A 17582-nucleotide genomic window follows, 5' to 3' on the forward strand; every position below is an offset into this window, starting at 1 on the left:
CTTTCATTGATACCCAGGCCCACACCCCCGGAGGCCCCATGGATTTCGAATTGCCATCCGAATTACGCCAGCTGCGCGATTCCACCCGCCGTTTCGTCGCTGAAGCGCTGATGCCGCTGGAGGCCCGCTACGCCAACGAGACCGACATTCCCGATGACGTGCGCCGCGGCTTGCAGGACCAGGCCAAGGCGCTGGGATTCTGGGCCTTTGACCTGCCCGAATCCGTGGGCGGCGGCGGCATCGGCGCCGTGGGCCGGTGCGTGGTGTTCGAGGAACTGGCCCGCTGCAACGTGCCCGCCTTCCGGGCGCCGACCGTCTTCACGCCTTACCTTGGGCCGGTGCTGTTCCATGGCGACGCCCGCCAGCAGGCGCAGTACCTGATGCCGGTCGTTCGTGGCGACAAGCGCACCTGCTTTGCGCTGACCGAGGCCGAAGCCGGCTCGGACCCCGCCGGCATGAAAACCACCGCCGTGGCCGACGGCGGCGATTTCGTCATCAACGGCGCCAAGATCTTCATCACCGGCGCCGACAAGGCCGATTTCGTGCAGCTGTTTGCCCGCACGCGGGTCGATGGCAAAGACCTGGGCGTGTCGTGTTTTCTGGTCGACCGCGGCACGCCGGGCATGCGGCTGGGCCAGTCATTCGACCTGATGTCGCCCGACAAGCCCTGGGAACTGCTGTTCGAAAACGTGCGCGTAGCGGCCAGCCAGGTCGTCGGCGGCGTCGGCCAGGGCTGGCAACTGGCCCGGGAATTCCTGGACGCCGGCCGCCTGTCCCATGGCCCCAAGGCCATCGGCCGCGCCCAACGTGCGCTGGACCTGGCCATCGCCTACGCCAATACCCGCCACACCTTTGGCCAGCCGCTGGCCCAGCGCCAGGCGATCCAATGGATGATCGCGGATTCCACCGTCGAACTGCATGCCGCGCGCACGCTGGTCCATCACGCGGCCTGGAAGGCCGAGCAGGGCTTGAACTATCATCTTGAAGCGTCTGCCGTGAAGCTCTTTGCCGACGACATGCTGGTCAGGGTGGTGGATCGGGCGATCCAGATCCACGGCGGCGTGGGCCTGTCGCGCGAACTGCCGCTGGAACTGATGTTTCGCGACGCACGCAGCCGGACCATCACCGAAGGGTCGTCCGAAATGCAGCGCACCATCATTGCGACGGGCGTGCTGTCCGGGCGGGAAAGGGTGGACCGCTTCGATACCTGACCCCTCCGACCCGCCCGCGGCGCGGCCGGCCACCGCGTGACGGACATTGCGATGAATATCGAGAACATCGACCTGAACCTGCTGGTGGCCTTCGACGCCATGATGCAAGAGCGCAATGTTACTCGCGCCGGTTTGCGCATCGGCCTGACGCAGCCGTCGATGAGCCACGCGCTGGTCCGCCTGCGGCAGCTGTGCGGCGACCCCCTGTTCGTGCGGGTGAAGAGCGGCATGGAACCCACGCCCTTTGCCCATCGCATCGCGCCCAGCGTGCGGGCCGGGCTGGCCGTGTTGCAGGCCGGGCTGCAGAACGCCGTGCCGTTCGACCCCGCGCAGTCCGGTCGTACCTTCGAGGTGCTGCTCAGCGATCTGGGCGAAGTCGTGTTCCTGCCGCGCCTGATGCAGCATCTGAAGGCGGTGGCGCCCGGTGTTAGCCTGCGCATCCGGCAACTGCCGCGCGAAAGCTATCGCGAAGCGCTGGAAGCCGAAGACGCCGACCTGGCCATCGGCTTTCTGCCGGCCTTGACCGCCGGCTTCTATCAGCAACGCCTGTTTGGCGACCATTACGTCTGCCTGATGCGCGCCGGGCATCCCCGCATCGGCCAGCGGCTGGACATCGAGCAATTCGCCGCCGAGTCCCACGTCATGATTGAACCGGCGGGGTCGCGCTACCGCCGCGCCTCGCCGCAATCGTCCACCACCACGCTGATCGAGCAATACCTGGAAAAGCAGGGCCTGCGCCGCCACATCGCGCTGCGCGTGCCGCATTTCACGGTAGTGCCGGAAATCATCGAAACCAGCGACCTGCTGGCCGTGCTGCCCGGCACGGTGGCGCGCATCATGGCGCCGCAACGGCGCATCAAGATCCTGCCGCTGCCGCTGGAAAACCCGCCCGGCTTCGAGGTCAAGCAGTTCTGGCACGAACGCAGCCACCAGGACGAAGGCACCCGCTGGCTGCGCGGCGTCATCGCCGACCTGTTCATGGAAGACCGCTCGCCGGTGCTGCCGTCGGCCGACTGATTCCGGCCATCCGCGCTGCGGGGCCGCGGCGCAACCCCCTTCATTGCATTGCCTCGGGACGTGTGAACGACCCGGGAAATCCCTGACGCTGCCTGCGTTGCCGTAATTGCCAGCGCCCCGCTAGAATATTTTTATGAAGTATGTAGGTATTGTATAGCAATACTTTAACGATTCTAGCCGGAAGGAAGTCATGCAAGCAGCGCAATACGCCGACCTGGATGGGTTGGCGCTGGCAGAGATGCTGGCCAAGAAGGAAGTGAGTTCGGCGCAGTTGATGGAATGCGCCCTGCAATTGGCAGAGGAACGGGGCGCGCCTTTGCGCGCGCTGGTGCATCTGCGGCCCGAGCAGGCCCGTGAAGAGGCCGCCCGCTGGCAGGCGCGGGGGCCGTTTGGCGGCATTCCCTTTCTGTTGAAGGATTCGGGCCTGGCCAGCCGGCGGTTTCCGTCCAACCTGGGCTCGCGGCTGTTTGCCGATATCGAATACGCGTACGATGCGACGCTGGCCGAACGCTTCGACGCCGCCGGCTTGATTCCCTTTGGCCGCAGCACGGTGTCCGAACTGTGCATGGGGCCGTCCACCGAATCGAGCGTGCACGGCGGCCCCACGATCAACCCGCGCGCCAACGACCGTTCGACGGGCGGTTCCAGCGGCGGCGCCGCGGCAGCCGTGGCGGCCGGCATCGTGCCGGTGGCCCATGGCAGCGACGGCGGCGGTTCGATCCGCATTCCGGCCGCCTGCAACGGCGTCTTCGGCCTGAAGCCCAGCCGCGGCCGCGTGCCCATGGGGCCGGCGCGCGGCGAGGGTTGGGGCGGCATGGCGTGCGATGGCGTCATCACGCGCAGCGTGCGTGATACCGCCGCGGCGCTGGACGCGATCGGCGGCTATGCCTCGGGTGCACCGTATGCCGCGCCGCCCCGGCCGGGTTCGTATCTGGATGCGGTGCGCGAGCAAGGGGCAGGGCGCTTGCGCATTGCCGTCTGGCGCGACGCCTTCAACGGCATTCCCATCGCCGATTCCTGCCGCCAGGCGCTGGAAGACACCGCGCGGTTGTGCCGCGAACTGGGCCACGAGGTGGTCGATGGCCCGCTGCCCGATTTCGATTACGGCGCCTTCGTGCGCGCCCATGGCACGGTGCTGGCCACCAATATCGTGCTGGCGGTGGACGCGCGGCTGGCCGTGCTGGGCCGCACCTTGCGTGACGACGACCTGGAACCCGTGATCCGCGACGGCCTGGACATCGGCCGGGGCATCGTCGCCACGCAATACGTGGATGCCATCCAGCGTTTCCATGCCATCGGCCGGGCCTTGAGCCAGGCCATGCAGGGAGTGGACCTGGTGCTGTCGCCGACCCTCACGCAATTGCCGGCGCGCCTGGGTGAACTGGCGCTGACGGGCGGTTTCTGGGCGTTTCGCGAAAAGGTTTCGCGCTACGCCACCTTCCTGGCCTTCGTCAATGCGTCGGGGCGGCCGGCGGCGAGCTTGCCGGTGGCGGCCACGCCCGACGGCGTGCCGCTGGCGTGCCAACTGATCGGGCATTTCGGCCGCGAAGACCAGATTCTGCGGCTGGCGGCCCAGATCGAGCGCGCCGCGCCCTGGCCGGCGCATGCCGTGACGTTGCCTGGCCGTTGATTCAACGGCGGCTGATCGGTTGGCGGCTGACGCAGCCGCCGACGCGCCCAGCCGTTCGCGCAGTTCACCATCATCAAGGGGAAAACAATGAAACGATTCTTGCGCGTCTGCACGGCCCTGGCCCTGGGCTGCGGCATGGCGCTGGTTCAAACCCAGACCCAAGCCCAGACCCAAGCCCAGACCACGGCGAAATTCGTCATGCATGCGCCGCTGCGTGTGCTGGACCCGGTGCTGACGACCGCCTATGTCACCCGCAACCACGGTTACCTGGTCTACGACACGCTGTTCTCGATGGACGCCTCGGGTCATCCGCAGCCGCAGATGGTGGACACCTGGACGGTGTCGCCAGACAAGCTGACCTACACCTTCACGCTGCGCCCCGGGCTGATCTTCCATGACGGCAGCCCGGTCAAGGCCGAAGACGTGGTGGCGTCCCTCAAGCGCTGGCAGGCGGGCGACCCGACCATCGGTAACCGCCTCGCCCAGGCCACGGCGTCGCTGGCGGCGCAGGGCAATGACACCGTGGTGCTGACGCTGAAAGCCCCGTACGGCCTGGTGCTGGATTCGCTGGCCAAGGAAGGTTCGCCGGTGCCGTTCATCATGCCCAAGCGCATCGCCGATACGCCCGCCACGCAGGCCATCACCGAGGTGGTCGGGTCGGGCCCGTACAAGTTCGTGCAGGCCGATTTCCAGGCGGGGGTGAAGGCCACCTACCTCAAGTTCGACGGTTACGTGCCGCGTAAAGAGAAGGCCAGCGCCTTTGCCGGCGGCAAGGTGGCGCGCATCGACCGGCTGGAACTGGTCAACATTCCCGATAGCCAGACCGCCGTCAACGCGCTGCGACGCGGCGAGATCGACTTCGTGGAAGACGTGCCGCCCGACCTGATGCCGCAATTGAAGGACGCCAAGGGCATCACGCTCAAGTCGTACGGCAAGAATTCCAATATGTTCACGCTGCGCATGAACTGGCTGCAGCCGCCGTTCGACAACGTGAAGGTGCGCCGTGCCGCGCTGGCCGCCCTGTACGAGACCGACTACCTGGACGCCCAGATCGGCGACCCGGACGTCTACCAGGTGTGCGGCGCCGTGCTGACCTGCGTGTCGCCCTATGCGTCGGAAGAGGGCGCCACGCAGATCCACAAGCCGGACCTGGCCCGGGCGCGCCAACTGCTCAAGGAAAGCGGCTATGCCGGGCAGAAGGTCGTGATTCTGCATCCGACCGACCTGCCAATCTTCGCCAACATCGCGCCGGTCACCGCGCAGGCCCTGCGCAGCATCGGCATGAACGTCGAGGTGCAATCCATGGACTGGGCCACGCTGCTCAGCCGCCGTACCAAGAAAGAGCCGGTGGAGCAGGGCGGCTGGAGCATCTTCCATTCCAACCTGTCCAGCCTGGACCTGACCTCACCGGTAGGCAATCCCAACCTGGATGCGCGGCCCGGCGCCAGCTACCCCGGCTGGAGCGTCGATGCCGACATGGAAAGACTGCGCGACCAGTATGCCGGCGCGCAGACCGAGGACGACAAGCGCGCGATTGCCGCCGCCATCCAGCGCCGCAGCTATGACCAGGTGACCTTCGTGCCCCTGGGCGGCTATTCCAAGTTCAAGGGCTATGACGCCAAGTTCGCCGACCTGGTGGACGCGCCGATTCCCCTGTTCTGGACCTCGCCCAAGTAAGGGCAGGAGAGCGCATCATGCTGAATCTCGTTTTCAAGCGCCTGGCGGCCGCCATTCCGGTGATGCTGGTGGTGGCGACCGTGGTCTTCCTGCTGTTGCGCCTGGCGCCCGGCGACCCGGCGCGCATCATTGCCGGCGACATGGCCAGCGAAGACACCGTGGCGCAGATCCGCGCCGACATGGGGCTGGACAAGCCGCTGGCCACGCAATATGTGCTGGCCATGGGCGCGCTGCTGCAAGGCGACCTGGGCGTGTCCATCATTTCGAAAGACCCGGTGTCGTCGCTGATCGGGCAGCGGCTGGGGCCGACCCTGGCCCTGGCGCTGTGCGCCATCCTGGTGACGGTGCTGGCCGCCATTCCGCTGGGCGTGTTCTCGGCCTGGTGGCACAAGCGGCTGCTGGACCGCATCACGCTGGCGGTGACCGTGCTGGCCTTTTCGGTGCCGGCCTTCGTGGTGGGCTACCTGCTGATCCTGGTGTTCTCGGTCAAGCTCAACTGGCTACCGGTGCAGGGGTATGCGGGGCTGGCGTCTGGCTTCGGCACCTTTCTGTATCACATGGTGCTGCCCACCGTCACGCTGGCGACGGTGTTCGTGGCGCTGATCACCCGCATCACGCGTGGCAGCATGCTGGAAGTGCTGGGCGAAGACTTCGTGCGTACCGCCCGGGCCAAGGGCGTGCCCGAACGCTACGTGCTGTACCGCCACGCGCTGCGCAACGCCGCCGTGCCCATCGTCACCGTGATCGGCCTGGCGCTCACCACGCTCATCAGCGGCGTGGTCGTCACCGAGACCATCTTCAACATTCCCGGGGTGGGCCGCCTGATCGTCGATGCCGTGCTGGCGCGCGACTATCCCGTGGTGCAGGGGACGATCCTGTTCTTCTCGTTCGTCTACGTATTCATCAACCTGGTGATCGACATGCTGTATGTGGTGCTCGATCCGCGCATCCGCTACTGAGAACGCCATGACCACTCTCGTCCTGCCCCGCGCGCGCGGCCTCTGGCCCACCCTGGCGCGCGACCCCATGATGCTGTGCGGCCTGGCGCTGCTGCTGGCCCTGGTGGCCCTGGCCATGCTGGCGCCGTGGATCACCTGGCACGACCCGGCCGCCCTGTCGCCGCGCCTGCGCCTGAAACCCATCAGCGAGGGCTATTGGCTGGGCACCGATTCCCTGGGCCGCGACCTGTTTTCGCGCGTGCTCTACGGCGGACGCCTGTCCATCACGCTGGCCGCCCTGGTGGCCGTGATTTCCGTCTGTGCGGGCCTGGCTTTGGGCATCCTGGCGGGCTATTTCCGCCGCCTGGACGGCTTCATCATGCGCATCATCGACGGCATCATGGCCATTCCCGGCCTGCTGCTGGCCATTGCCATGGTGGCCTTGGGCGGGGCGTCGATCCCGACCATGGTGATCGCCATCTCCATTCCCGAGATCCCGCGCGTGGCCCGGCTGGTGCGCAGCGTGGTGCTGTCGGTGCGCGAAGAACCGTATGTCGAGGCCTCGCTGGGCATGGGCACGCGCACCGTGCGCGTGCTGTGGCGCCACGTGCTGCCCAGCACCATCAACCCGCTGGTGGTGCAGGCCACGTTCATCTGCGCCTCGGCCATCCTGATTGAAGCCGTGCTGGGCTTTCTGGGGCTGGGCTTTCCGCCAGAGATTCCCAGCCTGGGCAGCATCATTTCCGAAGGCCGCGCCTTTTTCCAGCGCGCGCCCTGGATCGTGCTGTTTCCCGGCGCTTATCTGGCGCTGTTGATCCTGTCCATCAATCTTTTCGGCGACGCGCTGCGCGACCGTCTGGATCCGCGCATGGCGCGCAAACGCAACGGTTGAACCTCCATGTCTCATCCTGTACTTGAAGTCCGCGATCTCAGCGTGCGCCTGCCGGGCGCCGGCGACCGCCGCCATGCCGCCCACGGCATCAGCCTGACCGTGCATCCGCGCGAGATCGTCTGCATCGTGGGCGAATCCGGCTCGGGCAAATCGGTGACTGCCAGCGCGGTCATGGGCCTGCTGCCGCGCAACGTGCTGACGCGCGAAAGCGGCCAGATCCTGTTGTCCGGCCAGGACATCACCCAGGCCTCGCCCGCCGAACTGCGGGCGCTGCGCGGCAACCGCATGGCCATGATCTTCCAGGAACCCATGACCGCGCTCAATCCGCTGATGCGGGTGGGCCGGCAGATCGCCGAGATCTTCCAGTTCCATGCGCCGCAGCTGGGCGCGCGCGAGGTGCAGGCGCGGGTGCTGCGCCTGCTGGCCGACATGCGGCTGCCGTCGCCCGACACCCTGCAGCACGCCTATCCGCACCAGTTGTCGGGCGGCCAGCGCCAGCGGGTGATGATCGCCATGGCGCTGGCGCTGGAACCTGCGCTGATCATTGCCGACGAACCCACCACGGCCCTGGACGTGACCTCGCAGGCCCAGGTGCTGCGCCTGTTGCACGGGCTGCGCGAGCGGCATGACACCGGCATTCTCTTCATCACCCATGATTTCGACGTGGTGGCCGAGATTGCCGACCGCGTCATCGTCATGCAGCAGGGGCAGATCGTCGAGACCGGCACGGCGCAAGAGGTGCTGGAGCAGCCGCGCCACGCCTACACCCGCAAGCTGATCGACGCCGTCCCCAAGGGCGAATTCGGCGCCCGCCGGATACCGCCGGCCGATGACCCGGTGATTTCGGTCGAAAACCTGCAGATGCGCTTTGTGACCGGCGGCCTGTTCCGTTCGCACCACCGCGAGGTGCATGCCCTGAACGACGTGAGCCTGTCGCTGGCACGCGGCGAGACGCTGGGCGTGGTGGGTGAATCCGGCTCGGGCAAGACCACGCTGGGCCGCTGCCTGGCGCATTTCGCCGCGCCCACGGGCGGGCGCATCGTGATGAACGGCCAGGACGTCTCGCGCCTGTCGCGCACCCAGTGGCGCCAGTGGTGCAAACGCATCCAGATGGTGTTCCAGGACCCGTACCGCTCGTTCAACCCCCGCCGCACCATTGCCCAGACCCTGGCCGAGGGCCCGATGAATTATGGAGAATCGCCGGCCCGCGTGGCCGAGCGCATGCGCGAGATGCTGGACCTGGTCAGCATGGATGCCAGCGCCTTGCAGCGCTATCCACACGAGTTCTCGGGCGGCCAGCGCCAGCGCATCTCGATTGCCCGGGCGCTGATGATGGAGCCCGAGGTGCTGATTGCCGACGAGGCTGTATCGGCCCTGGACGTATCGGTGCAGGCGCAGATCCTGGACCTGCTGGAGGCCATTCGCGAACGCCTGAACCTGAGCATGATCTTCATCACGCACGACCTGCGCGTGGCCGCGCGGCTGTGCCATCGCATCGCCGTCATGCAGCGCGGCAAGGTCATGGAGATCGGCCCGGCCGAACAGATTTTCCGCCACCCGTCCAGCGACTACACCCGCGAGCTGCTGGCCGCCATTCCCGGCAAGGACGGCCTGGGCAGCCGCCAGGCCAGCATTGTTCTGAAAGAGGCTTGCGCATGACCCGCGTTGCATTGTTGTCCCGTTCGGCCAACCTGGCCTATTTCCAGCCGCTGCTGCAGGCGCGCGATGACGGCCTTGACGTGGCCGTCTGGCCCGACCCGGCCTGCCTGCAGGCCGAGGTGGCCGTGTGCTGGAACCCGCCGGCCGGCGTCTATGCCGACATGCCCAGGCTGCGCCTGATCCACAGCATTGCGGCCGGGGTGGACAACCTGCTGGCCGGGCAGGACACCCGGGGCCTGCCGGTCTGCCGCGTGGTGGACCCGCAGTTGGCCCAGGGCATGCTGCAGTACGTGATGTGGTCGGTGCTGCACTTTCACCGCAAGCTGGACCAGGCGCTGGCCAACCAGGCCCGGGCGCACTGGCAGCGCGGCGTGCAGGTGGCGGCGGGCGATTTCCGCGTGGGCGTCATGGGCCTGGGTGAGCTGGGCGGCGCCATCGCCGCCTTCCTCCCCAGCCTGGGCTATGACGTGCACGGCTGGTCGCGCAGCCCGCGCGAGATCGCCGGCATCACCGTGCATGCCGGCCAGGCGGCTTTCGACGGCTTCCTGGCCCACTGCGACGTGCTGATCTGCCTGCTGCCGCTGACCGATGCCACGCGCGGCATTCTCAATGCCCGCACGTTCGCCGCGCTGCCCCAGGGCGCCGCCGTAGTCAATTGCGGCCGGGGAGAGCACCTGGTGCCCGCGGACCTGATCGCGGCCCTGCAATCCGGCCACCTGCGCGGCGCAGTGCTCGACGTGTTCGCGCACGAGCCGCTGCCGCCCGACGACCCGCTCTGGCGCACGCCCGGAGTGGTGGTCACCCCGCACATGGCCACCATGCCCACTGCGGCCACCGTGGCCGAGCAGGTCGTGGCCAATATCCACCGGCTGCGCCACGGGGCGACGCTGGCCAATACCGTAGACACCTCGCGCGGCTACTGACAGCGCGCTTTTCAACGAGACCCTGATGATGAGCCTGCAACACGATTCCCTGCCTTACCTGGATGACCCCGCTTTCACGCTGCCGACCGGCGCGCCCGCGCCGGTCGATCCGCAGATCGCCGAGTTCATGCGCCTGATGGCCAAGGACGCGGCCCAGTATCCGCGCCGCGATACCCTGCCTATCGAAGAAGGGCGGGCCAATGCCGAGAAAGTGCGCCTGCCGTGGGCCCAGGGCGGCCCGCAAATGGCCCGCACGGTCAATACCGAAGTGGCCACGCGCCACGGCAAGGTGCGGGTGCGCATCCACTATCCGGCCGAACGCCGGCTGCCGGGCGCCTTCATGTACATCCATGGCGGCGGCTTCGTGCTGTTTTCGATCGACACGCACGACCGCGTGATGCGCGAATACGCCGAGCGCGCCGGCATCGTGGTGATCGGCATCGACTACACCCGCGCGCCCGAAGCCAAGTTCCCGCAGCCCTTGGAAGAGTGCGTGGACGTGCTGCGCTGGATCGCCGCGCAGGCCCGGGAATTGTCCATCGATGCGGACCAGCTCTTCATAGGCGGCGATTCGGCGGGCGCCAACCTGTCGATGGGCACGGCGCTGACGCTGCGCGACGAAGGGCAGGGCGGGCTGATCAAGGGCATCGTGCTCAATTACGGCGGCTTCAGCAGCAACCTGTTCCGCAATTCGGTGGTGCGCTATGGCGCGGGCGACTACGGCCTGTCGCTGCACATGATGATCTGGTTCCGCGGCCTGCACATCCGCCACGGCAAGGATTTCTTCGATCCACGCGTGGACATCATGCGCGCCGACCTGCGCCAGCTGCCGCCGGTGTGGATGGTGGTCACCGAATGCGATCCGCTGCACGACGACAGCATCGAGCTCGAACGCCTGCTCAAGGCGGCCGGCGTGGACGTCAGCGCCAAGGTCTATCGCGGCACGGTCCACAGCTTTCTGGAAGCGGTGTCGATCTCGGACGCGGCCGTGCAGGCGTTCGAGGACACGGCGGCCTGGCTGCATGGCGAACGCGTTGTACACGGCGCCCATTCGGCCTGAACCGGAGACTGGCATGGCCTATACCGAATCGACCGAACAGCAGATGCGCGAGGAACTGGCCGCGCTGTACCGCCTGGTCGCGCATTTCCGCATGACTGACCTGATCGACACACACATCAGTGCGCGGGTGCCGGGCACGGACAACCATTTCCTGATCAACCGCTACGGCGTGCTGTTTCACGAGATGCGGCCCGAAGACCTGGTGAAGATCGACCTGGACGGCAACCCCGTCGACCCGGGCGACGAAGAGCAGCAGCGCGTGAACAGCGCCGGCTTCACCATTCATTCGGCCGTGCACGCCGCGCGCCATGACCTGGCCTGCGTGGTGCACACCCATACCGCCGACGGCATCGCCGTGGCCTGCCAGGAAGACGGCCTGCTGCCGATCACCCAGCATGCGCTGCGCTTCTATCAGCGCCTGGGCTATCACGACTACCAGGGCATTGCGCTGGACCTGGACGAGCGCGCCAGCCTGGTGGACGACCTGGGGCCGCACAAGGCCATGATCCTGCGCAACCACGGCCTGCTGGCCGCCGGGGGCACCGTGGCCGAGGCCTTCGTCAATATCTATTTCCTGGAACGCGCCTGCCAGGCGCAGATCAAGGCCCAGTCGGCCGGCGCGCGCCTGACCCTTCCGTCGCCCGCCGTGTGCGAACGCACGGCCGGCCAGTTCGAACGGCCCACCGCGCCCCAGTATTGCCAGCGCGTCTGGACGGCCGCCAAGCGCCTGCTCGACGAGGAGGCCGCGCGATGAAAGACGCCCATCTTGCGCCCATGGACCTGGCCAGCCCGCAACTGCTGCACACGCCCGGGCCGACCTACGTGCCCGACGCCGTGCGCGACGCCATGGGCCGGCTCAGCCTGGACTTGTCCGACCCGCGGCTGGACACCCTGGTGCGCGACTGTGAGACCGGCCTGGCAGCCTTGCTGGGCACGCGCGAGGCCGACGTGCTGATGTATGCCGCCAACGGCCACGGCGCCTGGGAAGCCGCCATCGCCAACCTGGTCGCGCCCGGCGCCGAGGTGCTGGTGGCCGGCAGCGGCTTTTTCGCCGAGGCCTGGGCCCTGCACGTCGAGGCGCTGGGCGGCGTGGCGCGCCGCACGCCCATCCGGCCCGGCCGCGCGCTGGACCCGCTGGCGATCGAGACCGCGCTGCGCGCCGACACCGCCCATCGCATCGTCGCCGTCTTTGCCGTGCAGACCGACACGGCCAGCGGCGCCACCAGCGACCTGGCCGCGGTGCGACGCGCGCTGGACCGCAGCGGCCATCCGGCCTTGCTGGTGGCCGACGTCATCGCCTCGCTGGGCGCCACGCCGTGCCGCATGGACGAATGGGGCGTGAACGTGGCCATCGGCGGTTCGCAGAAGGCGCTGATGCTGCCGCCGGGCCTGTCATTCACCGCGGTCGACGCCCGCGCCATGGCCGTGGCCCGCGCCAACCCGACGCCGCGCGCCTATTGGGACTGGGACAAACGCAAGAGCCCCTTGCTGTACCGCAAGTTCTGCGGCACGCCGCCCCAGGGCTTGCTGATGGGCCTGCGGGCGTCGCTGGCGCTCTTGCGCAACGAAGGCCACGACGCAGTGCACGCGCGCCACCGCCGTGTCGCCGCAATGGTGCATGCGGCCGTGGCGCGCTGGGGCGAAGCCGGCGCGCTGGCCCTGCATGTCACCGAGCCGGCCGAGCGCTCGACGTCGGTCACGACGATTTCGGTGGCCGACGGCGTCGACGTCGAAGCGCTGCGCCTGACGGCGCGTGACCGCTACCAGGTGGCGGTGGCGGGCGGATTGGGCCCCCACGCGGGCCGGATGTTCCGCATCGGCCACCTGGGCGCCGTTCACCCCGGCATGATCCTCGGCGCCCTGGGCGGCGTCGAGGCAGCGTTGCGAGATTGCGGCATCGCCATCGGGGAGGGTGCGCTGCACGGCGCGGTAGAGGCCGCGCGCGAGCGTGATTGACCGATTCCGGTCACGGCATGTTGTTGCTTGACCCCTGACAAATAAAGGAACAAGGGATGAGACTGCATGGACTTATCGCGGCCGCGCTGGCCGCCATGGCATGGACGGCGGCCGCCCAGGCCGAGCCGGCAACGGCAAAAGTGGTGCTGCACGCGCCGCTGCGCATCCTGGACCCGGTGCTGACCAACGCCTACATCACGCGCAATCACGGCTACCTGATCTACGACACGCTCTTCGCGATCGATACCCAGGGCCGTCCGCAGCCGCAGATGGTGGACCGCTGGACGGTATCGGACGACAAGCTCAGCTACACCTTCACGCTGCGCCCCGGCCTGAAATTCCATGACGGCACGGCGGTCACCGGCGAAGACGTCGTGGCCTCGCTGGCGCGCTGGGAACAGCGCGACCCCATGGGCAAGCGGCTGGCCGCGGCCACCCAGACGATGGACAGCCCGTCGGTCGACCGTTTCCGCATCGTGCTCAAGCAGCCGTTCGGGCTGGTGCTGGAAACGCTGGGCAAGCCTGGTTCGCCCGTGCCCTTCATCATGCCCAGGCGCATCGCCCAGACGCCGGCCACCGAGGCCATCAAGGAATCCATCGGGTCCGGCCCGTACCGCTTTGACGCCAAGGCGTTCGAAGCGGGCGTCAAGGCCGTCTATATCAAGAACCCCGACTACGTGCCGCGCCAGGAACCGGCCGCCTATTTTTCCGGCGGCAAGGTGCCCATGTTCGACCGCATCGAGGTCATCAACGTGCCCGACGCCCAGACCGCCGTCAATGCGCTGCGCCAGGGCGAGATCGACTTCGTCGAGAACGTCGCGCCCGACCTGCTGCCGCAATTGGGGCAGGCCAAGGGCGTGACGGTGGAACGCTACGGCGAGAACACCGACACCTACATGCTGCGCATGAACTGGAAGCAGCCCCCGCTGGACAATCCCAAGATCCGCCAGGCGGTGCTGGCCGCCTTGAACCAGACCGACTACCTGGATGCGTCGCTGGGCGACCCCAAGTTCTATCGCCTGTGCGGCGCCATGCTCAGCTGTATCTCGGCCTATCGCAGCGACGTCGGCGCCACCCAGACCCGGCCGGCCGACCTGGCGCGTGCCCGCGCGCTCTTGAAAGAGGGCGGCTACAAGGGCGAAAAGATCGTCGTGCTGCATCCGACCGACGTGCGCAGCCTGTCGGCGCTGGCCCCGGTCACGGCCCAGGCCCTGCGCAGCATCGGCATGACGGTCGACGTGCAATCCATGGACTGGGCCACGCTCTTGAGCCGGCGCAGCAAGGACGCGCCGGTGGAGCAGGGGGGCTGGAGCATTTTCCATTCCAGCCTGACCAGCATGGACCTGATCAATCCCATCGTGAATCCGCTCATGGACCCCGGCTATCCCGGCTGGGCCAAGGACGACGAGGTCGAAAAGCTGCGTGCCGAGTTCGAAACCGCCTCGGGCCTGGATGAACAGAAGCGCATTGCCCAGGCCCTGCAGAAGCGTGCCTACGAGGTCGTGACGTTCGTGCCGCTGGGCGGCTATTCAGAGTTCAAGGCGTACGACGGCAAGTTCAAGGGCATGGTGCATGCGCCCATGCCCTTGTTCTGGCGCGGGCAGTGATCGATGGCAGGTTGCCCGTGGTCCGCGCGTGACCGGCGGGCGGCGGGCCCGGCAGAATGGCCCGTCAGGCCAGCCCGACCTTGCCGCTGAGCGCGCGCGCTGCCGTCTGCAACAAGGGTGCGTAGCGGCGCGCGAAGTCTTCGGGCGTATCCCATTCCGAAGTCAGGCCGGCAATCTGGATGGTCGCCACCGGCCGGTGGCGGTTGTCCAGAATGGCGGTGGCCACGTTCAGCTCGCCCAGCAGGCTTTCTTCCACGGCGGTGGCGTAGCCGTCTTCGCGGGCGCGGTGCACCAGCGCCCGGATGCGGTCCGGATCGTTATTGGTCTTGGGCGTGGAAGGAATATTGTCCATCGGCATCAGGGCCGAACGCGCCAGGATGTCTTCGACTTCGTCGTCGGGCAGATTGGCCATGATCGAGCGCCCGCCGGCCGTCTGCACCAGCGGCAATTCGCGGCCGGCCAGCGTGCTGCTGAAGGTTTGCCGCTTGGTCTGGCGGCGCAGCGCAAAGATGATGTACAGGTCGGAAATCAGGCTGAGCTCGACCCGTTCATTGGTTTCGCGCTGCATTTCGGCGATGAGCGGCGTGGCGCGTTCCAGCAGCGGCACGCTGCGCATGTAGTCGAAACTGCGCTGCAGGATCTTCTTGCCGGGCGTGTAGCCTTTGCCGCCGGGGCCGCGTTCCAGGTAGCCCAGCTGCACCAGGGTGTGCGTCATGCGCTGGGTGGTGCTGCGGTCAAAGCCCGTGATTTCCATGAGCTCGTTCATGCTCAGGGTCGACGGGTGATGCGCAAAGGCTTCGAGCAATTCGAAGCCCTTGGCCAGGGACTGGACGAAGAGGGGATCAGGGCGGGTCATGGGATCGGGGTCAGCTGTTTCGAAGTATTGTATGGCGATGCTTCAATAGCTGAAAGCAATACTTTTTCGATGTCCGTCAACCCCCTGGCCACGGCGGCGCTCAGCTATCATGAGCAGCGCCGCGGGCATGGCCGCGCGCCCGCACTGGACGATGGCAAGACTAGGAGGATGGCATGGTTGACGGCTTTGCAGGCAGGGCAATGAGACGGCTGTTGGCCGCAGTCTGTGTCCTGGGTTTCAGCATTTCCGCCGCGTTGGCGGGCCCCATCGTTTCAGTCCAGCAGGGCAAGCTGGAAGGAACCGGGCAGGGGGCTGTCGAGCAGTTCCTGGGCATTCCCTTTGCCGCGCCGCCGGTGGGACCATTGCGTTGGGCCGCGCCCGCGCCGGTCACGCCTTGGACAGGCATCCGGCCCGCGACGCAATACGCCAGCAAGTGCGTACAGAACGGCTGGATCGCGCCCATTCGCCAATACCGAAACGAGGACTGCCTCTATCTGAATGTCTATCGCCCGGCCGCGCAGGCCGCACAGCCGCGTCCGGTGCTGGTCTGGTTCCATGGCGGTGCCGCCGTCGCGGGTTCCTCGCAGGATGTTGACGGCTCGGCCTTCGCCGCGAAGACAGGGCAGGTGGTGATCAGCGTCAACTACCGCCTGGGCGCGTTCGGCATGGCGTCGTTTGCACAATCGGGCAGCAATTTCTGGCTGCGCGATCAGCAGGCGGCGCTGCGTTGGGTCCAAGCGAACGCCAAGGCGTTTGGCGGCGATCCCCGCCAAGTGACGATCATGGGCCAGTCCGCCGGCGCCTATTCGGTCACCGCGCACCTGGTGTCGCCGGCCAGCGCCGGGCTGTTCGTGCGCGCCATCGCGATGAGCCTGCCCGTCGGCCCCATCCATGATTCCGTCACGGCCGAACAGGAACGCAGCAGCGGACCCACGGCAACGATGGTCGACAAAGCGGGCTGTGCCCAGGCGCCGGACGTGCTGGCCTGCATGCGTGCCCAATCCACCGAGGCGGTTTTTGAGGCCGGCGGAGGCGCGGCGACGCGCGCAGCGGGCTGGCGCATGGTCATTGACGGCGAAATCATTCCGGACAACCAGATGGCGCGGTTTGCGCGCGGCGAATTCCACAGGGTGCCCATCCTGGTGGGCTTCACGAGCCAGGAGAACGGATTTTTCCTGCAAGCACGCCGTGCCGCGGGCCAGCCGCCGCTGAATGCGGCCGCCTTGGCCAAGCAGGTCGCCGCGCTGCCGGACAGCGCGCGGGTCCAGGCGCGCTACACCGTCCAGGCCTATGGCTCGCCGACCCAGGCGGCCATCATGATGGCCAGCGACCGCTGGGGTTGCCAGGTGCAGCAGTGGGCCAGGGTGGTGGCGAAGTCGACACCGGTCTTCATGTATGAGTTCGCCGATCCGAACGCGCCTGCGACGATCTTCCATGTCGACGAGCCCAAGGACGGGCCGTTCCATAATTCGGACATCCCATACGTTTTCCAGAGTGGCTATCCGCACGAGCAGCAGGCGGCGCCGCCCGCATGGACGGCGCCCCAGAAGGCCTTGTCCGATCGCATGCTCGGGTATTACGCGCGGTTCTCGGCGTCTGGCGTACCGGCAACGGATTGGCCGGCCTCGGGCATCCGGATCCTGGATCCCAATGGCGACAGGAACGAAGCCGATGGCGCATTCGACGAGCGGCATGCCTGTGGGCTTTGGGCTCGTTGAACCGGGCGCAAGGGAGAAAGCGGGCATAGCGTAGATGGGCTAGAGGGGGCAATGACTCGGTTTGAGTGATTGCCGCCTATCTATGACTTTACATAATATACATTATGCGTATTACGGATGGCCCGCAATCGGCGTTGGTCAGCGTGCCCGCCATTCAGCGATCCGACCGCCGTTCTTGACCCAATACACAACTAAATCAGCCCCTCGATCCAGGCGCTCGTGGTGAAAAAGCCCTGCAAGGCCTGATATCCCTGCGTCTGCGCGATACGCCTGGCGCAGCCAGAACGCGACGTCCAACGCGAATTGTCGCCCCATTCGAACTTCCGTAAATTTTGCCCCCACGGACCGAGGCTGTTCTCGGATGCGCGACTCTTCCTGACCCTGCGGAATCATGCTGATTGACGAAATCCCCTGTGCGGTGGGTAGTCCCACAGCCGC

The 17582-nt window shown here is 67.2% G+C and carries 14 protein-coding genes; 13 read left to right on the forward strand and 1 reads right to left on the reverse strand.

What is annotated here, in order from left to right; all coding sequences use genetic code 11:
* The first annotated feature begins 38 nt into the window (after positions 1–38).
* The 12 genes from U858_RS0118615 to U858_RS0118670 all read left to right on the forward strand — a co-directional run bounded on the left by U858_RS0118615 (position 39) and on the right by U858_RS0118670 (position 14570).
* Positions 39–1211, forward strand: coding sequence for an acyl-CoA dehydrogenase family protein (locus U858_RS0118615; protein WP_025138666.1), 1173 nt, complete (start codon positions 39–41; stop codon positions 1209–1211).
* A 51-nt stretch (positions 1212–1262) separates the two neighbouring features.
* A complete protein-coding gene (locus U858_RS0118620) occupies positions 1263–2228 on the forward strand; it encodes a LysR family transcriptional regulator (protein WP_029954053.1) in 966 nt (321 codons plus the stop codon).
* A 190-nt stretch (positions 2229–2418) separates the two neighbouring features.
* The gene (locus U858_RS0118625) at positions 2419–3858 is read left to right on the forward strand and encodes an amidase (RefSeq protein ID WP_025138668.1); all 1440 of its coding nucleotides are present in this window, start codon (positions 2419–2421) and stop codon (positions 3856–3858) included.
* 87 nt (positions 3859–3945) lie between these two features.
* Positions 3946–5535 (forward strand): ABC transporter substrate-binding protein, encoded by a 1590-nt coding sequence (locus U858_RS0118630; RefSeq protein WP_025138669.1) that lies wholly within the window; start codon positions 3946–3948, stop codon positions 5533–5535.
* 17 nt (positions 5536–5552) lie between these two features.
* Entirely contained in the window at positions 5553–6494 is a 942-nt protein-coding gene (locus U858_RS0118635) for an ABC transporter permease (RefSeq protein WP_025138670.1), read from the forward strand.
* A gap of 7 nt (positions 6495–6501) precedes the next feature.
* The gene (locus tag U858_RS0118640) at positions 6502–7365 is read left to right on the forward strand and encodes an ABC transporter permease (protein WP_025138671.1); all 864 of its coding nucleotides are present in this window, start codon (positions 6502–6504) and stop codon (positions 7363–7365) included.
* A gap of 6 nt (positions 7366–7371) precedes the next feature.
* Entirely contained in the window at positions 7372–9024 is a 1653-nt protein-coding gene (locus U858_RS0118645; protein WP_025138672.1) for an ABC transporter ATP-binding protein, read from the forward strand.
* Positions 9021–9947 carry a glyoxylate/hydroxypyruvate reductase A gene (locus U858_RS0118650; protein ID WP_025138673.1) on the forward strand — a complete coding sequence of 309 codons (927 nt, stop codon included), beginning with the start codon at positions 9021–9023 and terminating at the stop codon, positions 9945–9947. The genes U858_RS0118645 and U858_RS0118650 overlap by 4 nt, the downstream gene beginning before the upstream one ends.
* A 25-nt stretch (positions 9948–9972) precedes the next feature.
* Positions 9973–11007, forward strand: coding sequence for an alpha/beta hydrolase fold domain-containing protein (locus U858_RS0118655; RefSeq protein WP_198529738.1), 1035 nt, complete (start codon positions 9973–9975; stop codon positions 11005–11007).
* A 13-nt stretch (positions 11008–11020) separates the two neighbouring features.
* A complete protein-coding gene (locus U858_RS0118660; RefSeq protein WP_025138675.1) occupies positions 11021–11761 on the forward strand; it encodes a class II aldolase/adducin family protein in 741 nt (246 codons plus the stop codon).
* Positions 11758–12963 carry an alanine--glyoxylate aminotransferase family protein gene (locus U858_RS0118665; protein WP_081821652.1) on the forward strand — a complete coding sequence of 402 codons (1206 nt, stop codon included), beginning with the start codon at positions 11758–11760 and terminating at the stop codon, positions 12961–12963. The genes U858_RS0118660 and U858_RS0118665 overlap by 4 nt, the downstream gene beginning before the upstream one ends.
* 56 nt (positions 12964–13019) lie before the next feature.
* Positions 13020–14570 (forward strand): ABC transporter substrate-binding protein, encoded by a 1551-nt coding sequence (locus U858_RS0118670; RefSeq protein WP_025138677.1) that lies wholly within the window; start codon positions 13020–13022, stop codon positions 14568–14570.
* Positions 14571–14634: 64 nt separating this feature from the next.
* Here U858_RS0118670 and U858_RS0118675 read toward each other — a convergent pair whose 3' ends face one another.
* Positions 14635–15426, reverse strand: a complete 792-nt coding sequence (locus tag U858_RS0118675; protein ID WP_025138678.1) for an IclR family transcriptional regulator — start codon at positions 15424–15426, stop codon at positions 14635–14637.
* 173 nt (positions 15427–15599) lie between these two features.
* On the opposite strand from U858_RS0118675, the gene U858_RS0118680 reads away from it, so the two are divergent.
* Entirely contained in the window at positions 15600–17144 is a 1545-nt protein-coding gene (locus U858_RS0118680) for a carboxylesterase/lipase family protein (protein ID WP_081821653.1), read from the forward strand.
* The last annotated feature ends 438 nt before the right edge of the window (positions 17145–17582 follow it).

The organism is Achromobacter sp. DH1f (assembly GCF_000633435.1).
In the GTDB taxonomy this organism is placed as follows: domain Bacteria; phylum Pseudomonadota; class Gammaproteobacteria; order Burkholderiales; family Burkholderiaceae_B; genus Achromobacter; species Achromobacter deleyi.

What these genes read in the sequence shown, in the direction of transcription:
- U858_RS0118665 (WP_081821652.1), top strand. Translation starts at nt 11,758, where the DNA reads ATGAAAGACGCCCATCTTGCGCCCATGGACCTGGCCAGCCCGCAACTG.
- U858_RS0118680 (WP_081821653.1), top strand. Translation starts at nt 15,600, where the DNA reads ATGGTTGACGGCTTTGCAGGCAGGGCAATGAGACGGCTGTTGGCCGCA.
- U858_RS0118675 (WP_025138678.1), bottom strand. Translation starts at nt 15,426, where the DNA reads ATGACCCGCCCTGATCCCCTCTTCGTCCAGTCCCTGGCCAAGGGCTTC.
- U858_RS0118620 (WP_029954053.1), top strand. Translation starts at nt 1,263, where the DNA reads ATGAATATCGAGAACATCGACCTGAACCTGCTGGTGGCCTTCGACGCC.
- U858_RS0118630 (WP_025138669.1), top strand. Translation starts at nt 3,946, where the DNA reads ATGAAACGATTCTTGCGCGTCTGCACGGCCCTGGCCCTGGGCTGCGGC.
- U858_RS0118660 (WP_025138675.1), top strand. Translation starts at nt 11,021, where the DNA reads ATGGCCTATACCGAATCGACCGAACAGCAGATGCGCGAGGAACTGGCC.
- U858_RS0118650 (WP_025138673.1), top strand. Translation starts at nt 9,021, where the DNA reads ATGACCCGCGTTGCATTGTTGTCCCGTTCGGCCAACCTGGCCTATTTC.
- U858_RS0118640 (WP_025138671.1), top strand. Translation starts at nt 6,502, where the DNA reads ATGACCACTCTCGTCCTGCCCCGCGCGCGCGGCCTCTGGCCCACCCTG.
- U858_RS0118615 (WP_025138666.1), top strand. Translation starts at nt 39, where the DNA reads ATGGATTTCGAATTGCCATCCGAATTACGCCAGCTGCGCGATTCCACC.
- U858_RS0118625 (WP_025138668.1), top strand. Translation starts at nt 2,419, where the DNA reads ATGCAAGCAGCGCAATACGCCGACCTGGATGGGTTGGCGCTGGCAGAG.
- U858_RS0118635 (WP_025138670.1), top strand. Translation starts at nt 5,553, where the DNA reads ATGCTGAATCTCGTTTTCAAGCGCCTGGCGGCCGCCATTCCGGTGATG.
- U858_RS0118670 (WP_025138677.1), top strand. Translation starts at nt 13,020, where the DNA reads ATGAGACTGCATGGACTTATCGCGGCCGCGCTGGCCGCCATGGCATGG.
- U858_RS0118655 (WP_198529738.1), top strand. Translation starts at nt 9,973, where the DNA reads ATGATGAGCCTGCAACACGATTCCCTGCCTTACCTGGATGACCCCGCT.
- U858_RS0118645 (WP_025138672.1), top strand. Translation starts at nt 7,372, where the DNA reads ATGTCTCATCCTGTACTTGAAGTCCGCGATCTCAGCGTGCGCCTGCCG.